Origin of the sequence: Pseudomonas sp. KCJK8993 (assembly GCF_046230915.1) — a bacterium.
Classification (GTDB): Bacteria; Pseudomonadota; Gammaproteobacteria; order Pseudomonadales; family Pseudomonadaceae; genus Aquipseudomonas; species Aquipseudomonas piscis.
Genome location: NZ_JBJJLO010000073.1, coordinates 25,903 through 33,391 on the forward strand (window position 1 = coordinate 25,903; position 7,489 = coordinate 33,391).

The following is a 7,489-nucleotide window of genomic DNA, read 5'->3' on the forward strand; positions in this document are numbered from 1 at the left end:
CCAGGCGGGGGCCCCGTTCAGGGTGTCGATTCAATGTCCGTGGAACAGAATCGACCGATCGGTCACTGATGTTGTTGATCTGGCGCAAGGGTCGGTCGTGATAAAGTCGCGCCCCGACCACCTACAGCCCCGAGACCGATGACCGCGATGAAGGATTTCCAGGAATTTGATGCCCAACTTGAAGACTGGAATGCCCTGCGCGCAAGCACCCGGTTCACCGGCCTGCTGATCGGCAACGGCGCCAGCCGGGCGGTGTGGAAAGACTTCGCCTACGACTCGCTGTTCGAAAATGTCCGCGGCGTCGTGGAAAAACCCCTCGGCCAATCCGAGCTCAGCGTGTTCGAGGCCTTGCAGACCCGCAGCTTCGAGCAGGTCCTGGGCGCGCTGAAGACCACCAGCCGAGTCAACAAGGCCCTGGCCATCAGCTCGGCGGCACCGCGCAACCGCTACTACGCGATCAAGGAAGCGCTGATCAACAGCGTGCACGCCATGCACATTCCCTGGAGCCTGGTGCAACCCGAGAGCCTGGCGGCGATCAACGGCGAACTTCGGCAATATTCCACGGTATTCACCAGCAACTACGACTTGCTCAACTACTGGGCCGTGCAGCATGCCCCCCAGGGCCTGAACGACCTGTTCCAGGGCAGCGAACCGGCCTTCGACCTGGCCGGCCCCCACCCCCCTGAAACCCGCATCCTGTACCTGCACGGTGGCCTGCACCTGGTACGCAACCTCGATGGCAGCACACGCAAGCTGACCTCCACCGAAGGCACGCTGCTGGGCAGCTTCGCCATCAACAACACCCTCAAGACGCTGGACGACGTGCCGTTGTTCGTCAACGAAGGCCCCCTGGCGGACAAGCTCAAGACCATCCGCGGCAGCGACTACTTGTCGTTCTGCTACCAGCAACTCCTGGACCACCAGGGTGCCCTGTGCATCTTCGGCCACAACCTCGGGCCCCAGGATGCACACCTGGCCCAGGCGATCCGCCAGTGCGGCGCCGACACCCTGGCCCTCTCCGTCTATCCGCGCAGCCCGGCGTTCGTCCAGCACCAGAAGCGCCACTACGCCAAGCTGTTCGAAGGCGTGGAGTTGAACCTGCGCTTCTTCGACTCCAGGACCCACGCCCTGGGCGACCCGGCGCTGGCAGTCCCGGTAGAGCGCTGAGCCAATCGGCCACAAACGCCCCGTGTAGCCGCAGGCTGCGCACGGGCGCGCAGCGGCCGCACGATCAACGAGATTGGCGCAAGGCCCTGTGAGCCCTGGCACAGCTTCGCCAGCCCAGCAGCGGCGGTGTAGCGCATCACTCCTCGGCGCTGTGCACCACCACCAGCAACTGCGCCTGCTCGTCCCCCAGGGAACGGATGCGGTGGGGTTTCTGCGCGTTGAAATGCAGCGCATCGCCACGCTCCAGCACCACCCGTTCGTTCATGAAATCCACTTCCACCCGGCCTTCATGGACGAACAGGAATTCCTCCCCCAGGTGCTCCTTGAAGGTCTTGTCGCTGAACTCCCGGGCCGGGTAGATGATGAACGGCAGCAGGTTGCGCTCGCTGACCTGATGGGCCAGCACCGCATAACCCGGGGCCTGGTCATCGGCCGCCAGCGACTGGCGCTCGTGGCTGCGCACCAGGCTGTAGCTGTCGAGGCTGATGCTGTCCTCGGCGAAGAGTTCCTCGACCTTGACGTTCAAGGCCTTGGCCAGCTTCAACGCGGCGGAAATCGACGGCGTGTTCAGCCCCCGCTCGACCTTGGACAGGTAGCTCTTGGTCATGCCGGATTTCTCGGCCAGGGCCTCCAGGGTCACGCCAAGTTTTTTTCTCAATAATTTCAAACGGATAGACATGTAGAACGATTAATCCATCTAGGAAACAACGATTGGTGCTTGCCAATGACACAAAGTGTCATATAGCCTCTTTAGTGTCATTCGCACTCACCCAACGACCTCGCAAGCAGCGGGTGAGCCGTAGACCCGACGTCCATCGCACCGATCAAAGGACCCCGAAAATGGCCAAGACATTAGCATTGCCCAAGGAGCAACTGGTCAAGCAAGCCCTGACCCAGATGCACAATACCCTGGCGGATAATACGTGGACCGACCGGCAAAAGCTGGCCCTGACCTGCCGCATCCTGTTCGAGCACGGCCACGACTCGGGCCTGGCCGGGCAGATCACCGCCCGCGGCCCGCAACCAGGCACCTACTACACCCAGCAACTGGGCCTGGGCTTCGACGAAATCAGCGCCAGCAACCTGCTGCTGGTCAACGAGGACCTGGAAGTCCTGGAAGGCCACGGCATGCCCAACCCGGCCAACCGCTTCCACAGTTGGGTGTATCGCGCCCGGCCGGATGTGAACTGCATCATCCACACCCACCCGACCCACGTCGCCGCGCTGTCGATGCTCGAAGTACCGCTGGCGGTCTCGCACATGGACCTGTGCCCGCTGTACGAGGATTGCGCGTTTCTCGAAGCCTGGCCGGGCGTGCCGGTGGGCAATGAGGAGGGCGAGATCATCTCCGCGGCCCTGGGCGACAAGCGCGCGATCCTGCTGTCGCACCACGGCCAGTTGTCCACCGGCGCCAGCATCGAGGAAGCCTGCGTGATCGCCCAGTTGATCGAGCGTGCGGCGCGCCTGCAACTACTGGCCATGGCTGCCGGCAGCATCAAGCCGATCCTCCCGGAGCTGGGCCGTGAAGCCCACGACTGGATTTCCAAGCCCAAGCGCCACGGCGCCGCCTTCAACTACTACGCCCGGCAAAACCTTAAACGACACGCCGACTGCCTGAACTGATCCGCCCCCTTTCATGCCTTGCAGGAGTTGCACCATGTCCACCCCGAACATTCACGGCATCATCGGCTACACCGTCACCCCCTTCAGTGCCCACGGCGAAGGCCTGGACCTGGAAGCCCTCGGCCGCTCCATCGATCGCATGATCGACGCCGGCGTACATGCCATCGCCCCCCTGGGCAGCACTGGCGAAGGCGCCTACCTGAGCGACGCCGAATGGGAACAGGTCAGTGAATTCAGCATCCGCCACGTGGCCCGGCGGGTGCCGACCATCGTCAGCGTTTCCGACCTGACCACCGCCAAGGCCATCCGCCGCGCGCGCTTCGCCGAAGCCCAGGGCGCCGATGTGGTGATGGTGTTGCCCGCCTCCTACTGGAAGCTCGGCGAGGCCGAGATCCTCGCCCACTACCAGGCCATCGGCGACAGCATCGGCGTGCCGATCATGCTCTACAACAACCCGGCCACCAGCGGCATCGACATGTCGGTGGAGCTGATCCTGAAGATCTTCCACAGCGTGGAGAACGTCACCCTGGTCAAGGAAAGCACCGGCGATATCCAGCGCATGCACAAACTGCAACTGCTAGGCGAAGGCCAGGTGCCGTTCTACAACGGCTGCAACCCCCTGGCGCTGGAAGCCTTCGCCGCCGGCGCCCGGGGCTGGTGCACCGCGGCGGCGAACCTGATCCCGCAGCTCAACCTCGACCTCTACCAGGCGATGCGCGACAACGACCTGGAGCGCGCCCGCACCCTGTTCTACCGGCAATTGCCACTGCTGGAGTTCATTCTCAAGGGCGGCCTGCCAGCCACGGTCAAGGCCGGCCTGGAGCTCACCGGCCTGGCCGCCGGCGAACCGCGCCGGCCGGTGTTCCCCCTGGCCCAGGCCGCACGCCAGCAATTGCAGGGGCTGTTGCACCAGCTGGCTTGAACTGCCGCTGAAAGCATCAGGCCCGAACGGTGCGAACCGCTCGGGCCTGATGCCGGGTGCCACGGCGCTACTCGCGCCAGCTGGGGTCCTTGCGCATCTGCGCGATGAAGTCGTCGGCGATGCGCTGCAGATGCTCGTTGCGCCCGCCATCGGGATTGAACAGCCCACGCCAGGCCCGGGTGCGGTTGTCGATCATGTACTTGGCCAATGGGCGATCGCCACGGCTTAAGTGGAACATCATCTGGCTGTTCCAGCTCACCGGTGCCGGCACGATGAACAGGGTGCAGGCACTGAGCAGGGTCAGGGGCAGGTTGTGCTGGTCCTCCAGATCGCTCTGGGCCAGGACGATGACGTTGTAGCCCTCAGGATCGTGGCCCCTTTGCACGTCGGCAAAGGCCCCGCGCCGGACCAGCGCCTCGCGCAGCGGCGCGGACGCCAGGTCGCCCATGCCGCTGACGTGGATCACCGGCAATTCGCGCACAGACTCAAGTTGCACGGCAGGCAAACTGTGCCAGGCCTGGCAGCCGCCCAGCGTCAACAACGCGAGCAGCACAATCAACGGACGAAGCATGATGTCGCAGTTCCCTTGGACAATGTTCGAAAGCCTCACCCTGGCTCGACAGGTCGTCGCTGCCGGATGATCCGCGCAGGATAAACCGCTTGGGGCTCGTCGACAAAATTCCGCCGCCAGGAAACCGCATCCGGTGCCCTGGCCGTCCCATGGACGACCAGGCCCAGTGGCTGGCTAGGCCGCCGTCAGGTCCTTGATGTTGTGGGTCGGGCCATTGTTCTTGACGCTGGCGATGCCCTTGTCCCGAGCCGCCTCCGAGGCATACAACTCGCTGCTGCCGATGACCTGGTGGTTGGCAGCCTTGAGGTTGAAATAGGGTTTGCCGTCCTTGGCGCTCTTGCGCTCGTAGCGCTCGTCCAGCGGGCTGTTGGCCTGGACCGAGGCGATGCCGTTTTCCGCCGCCGCGCGGGTGGTGTACAGCTCGCTGGTGAGGATCACCTCGGCATTGGCGGCCTTGAGCACGAAACGAAACTGGCCGTTGCTGCTTTTCTTCAACTCATACCATCCAGACATGCTGTCGCTCCTTGGCTGATCGATAGGTGTCGCGCCTACGGAGTAAAGCTCCTCACAACGATTCAGCCAGGTTCTCTTGCCCTGAAAAAACGGTTCTCCACCCGCGCCAGCCCCAGGTGCTCGCGCAAGGTCCGCCCTGTATAGCGCTGGCGAAACAGGCCACGCCGCTGCAATTGCGGGGTGATCAGCCGGACGAAGTCGTCGATGGCCCCCGGCAGGTGGGTGAACAGCACATTGAAGCCATCGGCGGCGTACTCCTGGTACCAGGTAACCAGTTCATCGACGATCTGCTCCGGGGTGCCCACCAGCACCTTATGCCCACTGGCGGACAGGCTGCGCAGCAACTGGGCCACGGTCGGCCGCTCCCGGCGAATCAGCTCCACCACCAGTTGCCTCCGGCTCTGGTGGCGTTCGGTGGAACTGCCGTCGTCCGGCAACGGCACGGGCGCATGCAGCGCCAGGCGCGACAGGTCGATGCCCAGGTCCAGCAAGTAGGACAAGGCCTTGAGCTGCGCCTGGGGATCCTGCAGCTCCTGCAACTGCTGGTACTTCTCCTCGGCTTCGTTGAGGCTGCGGCCCACGGTGGGAGCGATCCCCGGGAAGATCTTCAACTGCCCGGCATGCCGCCCGTAATGGGGTAGCCGTTCCTTGAGCTCGGCATAAAAAACCTTGGCCTGGACCAGGTCGCTCTGGGCGGTGAACACCAGTTCGGCGCAGCGTGCCGCCAGCTCGCGCCCCGGTCCCGAGGAGCCGGCCTGGGCGATCACCGGCCAGCCCTGCACCGGCCTTGGCGCATTCAGCGGGCCCTGGACCTGGAAGTGCCGGCCGCGGTGCTGCAACAGGTGCATACGGTGCGGGTGCAGCCACACGCCGCTGGCCTTGTCCCGGGGAAAGGCATCATCGGCCCAGCTGTCCCACAGGCCGCTGGCCACATCGAAGAACTCCTCGGCCCGCTCGTAGCGCAGGTCATGGTCGGGGGGCTGGGGATGGTTGAAGTTCTCGCCGCCGATCAGCCCGGTCACCAGGTTCCAGCCGGCCCGCCCGCCGCTCAGGTGATCCAGGGAGGCGAACTTGCGCGCCAGGTTGTACGGCTCGTTGTAGGAGGTGCTGGCGGTGGCGATCAGGCCGATATGCCGGGTCACCACCGCCAGGGCCGGCAGCAGGGTCAAGGGATCCCAGCGCAGGCTGTAGGAACTGTGGGCCAGCACCCGCGGGTCGAGCTCGCCCACCGCCACGTTGTCGTTGAGGAACAGGGCATCGAAACAGCCCCGCTCCAGGGTTTGCGCGTAGTGGCGGTAACGCGCGAAATTCAACGACGCATCGGCATCCGCCAGGGGATGGCGCCAGCTGCCGCCATGGGCGCCGGAACCGGACAGAAACGCCCCCAGCCCCATCTGCCCGCCACGCTCAGCCACGGCTGGCCTCCTCCTGCGCCACCGGCGCCGGGACAGCCGCGGCGCGCAGCAACAGGCTCACCGCGCTCCAGGCCAGCAGGCTGGTCAATGCCAGGAAGCCCATCACCACCTGGTAGCCGTTGAGAAAGGCCGCTTGGGCATCGCCCGCCGGCGTAGCGGCAAACTGATGGAACAAGCCGACGCCCACGGCCAAGCCGATACCGCCGCCGACATTGTGCAAGGTCATCAGCGACCCCATGGCCACCGACCCCACCTCCTGGGGCACCGAGGAAATCCCCAGCACCGTCGATGGCCCGAGGATGCTCGCCCAACCCAGGCCCATGACCACGAAGGCGCCCAGCAGGTAGGGCAACGACGTCTGGCGCTCGAACCCGGCCTGCAACAGCGCCGACAAGATGAACAGCGCCAGCCCGGCCTTGATCAGCAACCCCGGCCCCTTGCGGTCCACCAGGCGCCCCACCAGCGGCGACAGCAGCGCCACGCCCAGGGTGGTGGGCAAGAGCAACAGGCCGCTGGCCTGCACCGAGGCGCCACGGATCTGCGCCAGGTACAGCGGCATGACGAAGAACGCCACGCAATAGAACACCGCCAGGCTGAAGCTCGCCACCACTGCCGCGACGAAACGCCGGTTGGCGAACAGCTTGAGGTCGATGATCGGTGCCGCGACCCGCCGCTCCACCACCAGGAACCCACTCAGGGCCAGCAGCGCCAACAGGGCCAGGCCCAGCACCGGCGGCGATCCCCAGCCCCAGGCCGCGCCCTGGACGATCACCAGCACCAGGCTCGGCAGGCCGATCAGCAACAGCAAGGCGCCCCAGCCGTCGAGCCGGACCCCGGCCTGCGCCGCTCGCGACTCCCTGACGCTGAAGCTGCAGATCCCCAGGCTCAGCAGCACGAACGGCACATTGATCAAAAAGATCCACTGCCAGCCGAAGCTGCTGGTAATCAGCCCGCCCAATACCGGCCCGGCCGCCAGGCCCACGCCGTTGACCCCGAACAGCACGCCGAAGGCCCGGCCCTGCTCGGCACTGTCGAAGGTGGCGGAGACGATGGCGCCCGAGGCGGTGTAGAGCACTGCGCAAGCCAGTCCCTGGAGCACCCGGGCCGCGATCAGGGTATCGATCTGCCCGGCCAGGCCCGCCGCCAGCGAAGCCAGGCCGAACACGCTCAGGCCGATGAACAGCACCCGCTTGCGACCGTGCAGGTCGGCCAGCCGCCCCACCAGCACCATGAAGCTGGACAACGCCAGGATGAAGCCGTTGATCACCCACTGCACGC

At 65.3% G+C, this 7,489-nt stretch carries 8 protein-coding genes; 3 read left to right on the top strand and 5 right to left on the bottom strand.

Translation table 11 applies throughout. From position 1 onward, the window contains the following. Positions 1–147: 147 nt before the first annotated feature. The gene (locus ACK6AU_RS21065) at positions 148–1,167 is read left to right on the top strand and encodes a DUF4917 family protein (protein ID WP_409301158.1); all 1,020 of its coding nucleotides are present in this window, start codon (positions 148–150) and stop codon (positions 1,165–1,167) included. A gap of 136 nt (positions 1,168–1,303) precedes the next feature. On the opposite strand, the gene ACK6AU_RS21070 is transcribed toward ACK6AU_RS21065, so the two are convergent. Then, positions 1,304–1,846 carry a helix-turn-helix domain-containing protein gene (locus ACK6AU_RS21070; protein WP_185697971.1) on the bottom strand — a complete coding sequence of 181 codons (543 nt, stop codon included), beginning with the start codon at positions 1,844–1,846 and terminating at the stop codon, positions 1,304–1,306. 161 nt (positions 1,847–2,007) lie between these two features. On the opposite strand from ACK6AU_RS21070, the gene ACK6AU_RS21075 reads away from it, so the two are divergent. Together ACK6AU_RS21075 and ACK6AU_RS21080 are read left to right on the top strand one after the other, a co-directional pair. Further along, entirely contained in the window at positions 2,008–2,790 is a 783-nt protein-coding gene (locus ACK6AU_RS21075) for an aldolase (RefSeq protein ID WP_409301153.1), read from the top strand. Between the two features lie 34 nt (positions 2,791–2,824). After that, positions 2,825–3,712, top strand: coding sequence for a dihydrodipicolinate synthase family protein (locus ACK6AU_RS21080; RefSeq protein WP_185697969.1), 888 nt, complete (start codon positions 2,825–2,827; stop codon positions 3,710–3,712). Positions 3,713–3,779: 67 nt separating this feature from the next. Here the strand turns inward: ACK6AU_RS21080 and ACK6AU_RS21085 are convergent, their stop codons facing one another. From ACK6AU_RS21085 to ACK6AU_RS21100, 4 genes are all read right to left on the bottom strand, one after another. Further along, on the bottom strand, positions 3,780–4,283 hold the full coding sequence (locus ACK6AU_RS21085) for a hypothetical protein (RefSeq protein ID WP_185697968.1): 504 nt from the start codon (positions 4,281–4,283) through the stop codon (positions 3,780–3,782). 174 nt (positions 4,284–4,457) lie between these two features. Continuing rightward, positions 4,458–4,796, bottom strand: coding sequence for a YegP family protein (locus tag ACK6AU_RS21090; protein ID WP_185697967.1), 339 nt, complete (start codon positions 4,794–4,796; stop codon positions 4,458–4,460). Positions 4,797–4,858: 62 nt separating this feature from the next. Further along, complete coding sequence (locus tag ACK6AU_RS21095; protein ID WP_409301160.1) at positions 4,859–6,190, bottom strand: LLM class flavin-dependent oxidoreductase; 1,332 nt, start codon at positions 6,188–6,190, stop codon at positions 4,859–4,861. 13 nt (positions 6,191–6,203) lie between these two features. Then, a partial coding sequence (locus ACK6AU_RS21100; protein WP_409301156.1) for an MFS transporter occupies positions 6,204–7,489 on the bottom strand: 1,286 nt, incomplete at its 5' end.

Coding starts and splice junctions, on each gene's coding strand:
- ACK6AU_RS21065 (WP_409301158.1), top strand. CDS start 148: ATGAAGGATTTCCAGGAATTTGATGCCCAACTTGAAGACTGGAATGCC.
- ACK6AU_RS21070 (WP_185697971.1), bottom strand. CDS start 1,846: ATGTCTATCCGTTTGAAATTATTGAGAAAAAAACTTGGCGTGACCCTG.
- ACK6AU_RS21075 (WP_409301153.1), top strand. CDS start 2,008: ATGGCCAAGACATTAGCATTGCCCAAGGAGCAACTGGTCAAGCAAGCC.
- ACK6AU_RS21080 (WP_185697969.1), top strand. CDS start 2,825: ATGTCCACCCCGAACATTCACGGCATCATCGGCTACACCGTCACCCCC.
- ACK6AU_RS21085 (WP_185697968.1), bottom strand. CDS start 4,283: ATGCTTCGTCCGTTGATTGTGCTGCTCGCGTTGTTGACGCTGGGCGGC.
- ACK6AU_RS21090 (WP_185697967.1), bottom strand. CDS start 4,796: ATGTCTGGATGGTATGAGTTGAAGAAAAGCAGCAACGGCCAGTTTCGT.
- ACK6AU_RS21095 (WP_409301160.1), bottom strand. CDS start 6,190: ATGGGGCTGGGGGCGTTTCTGTCCGGTTCCGGCGCCCATGGCGGCAGC.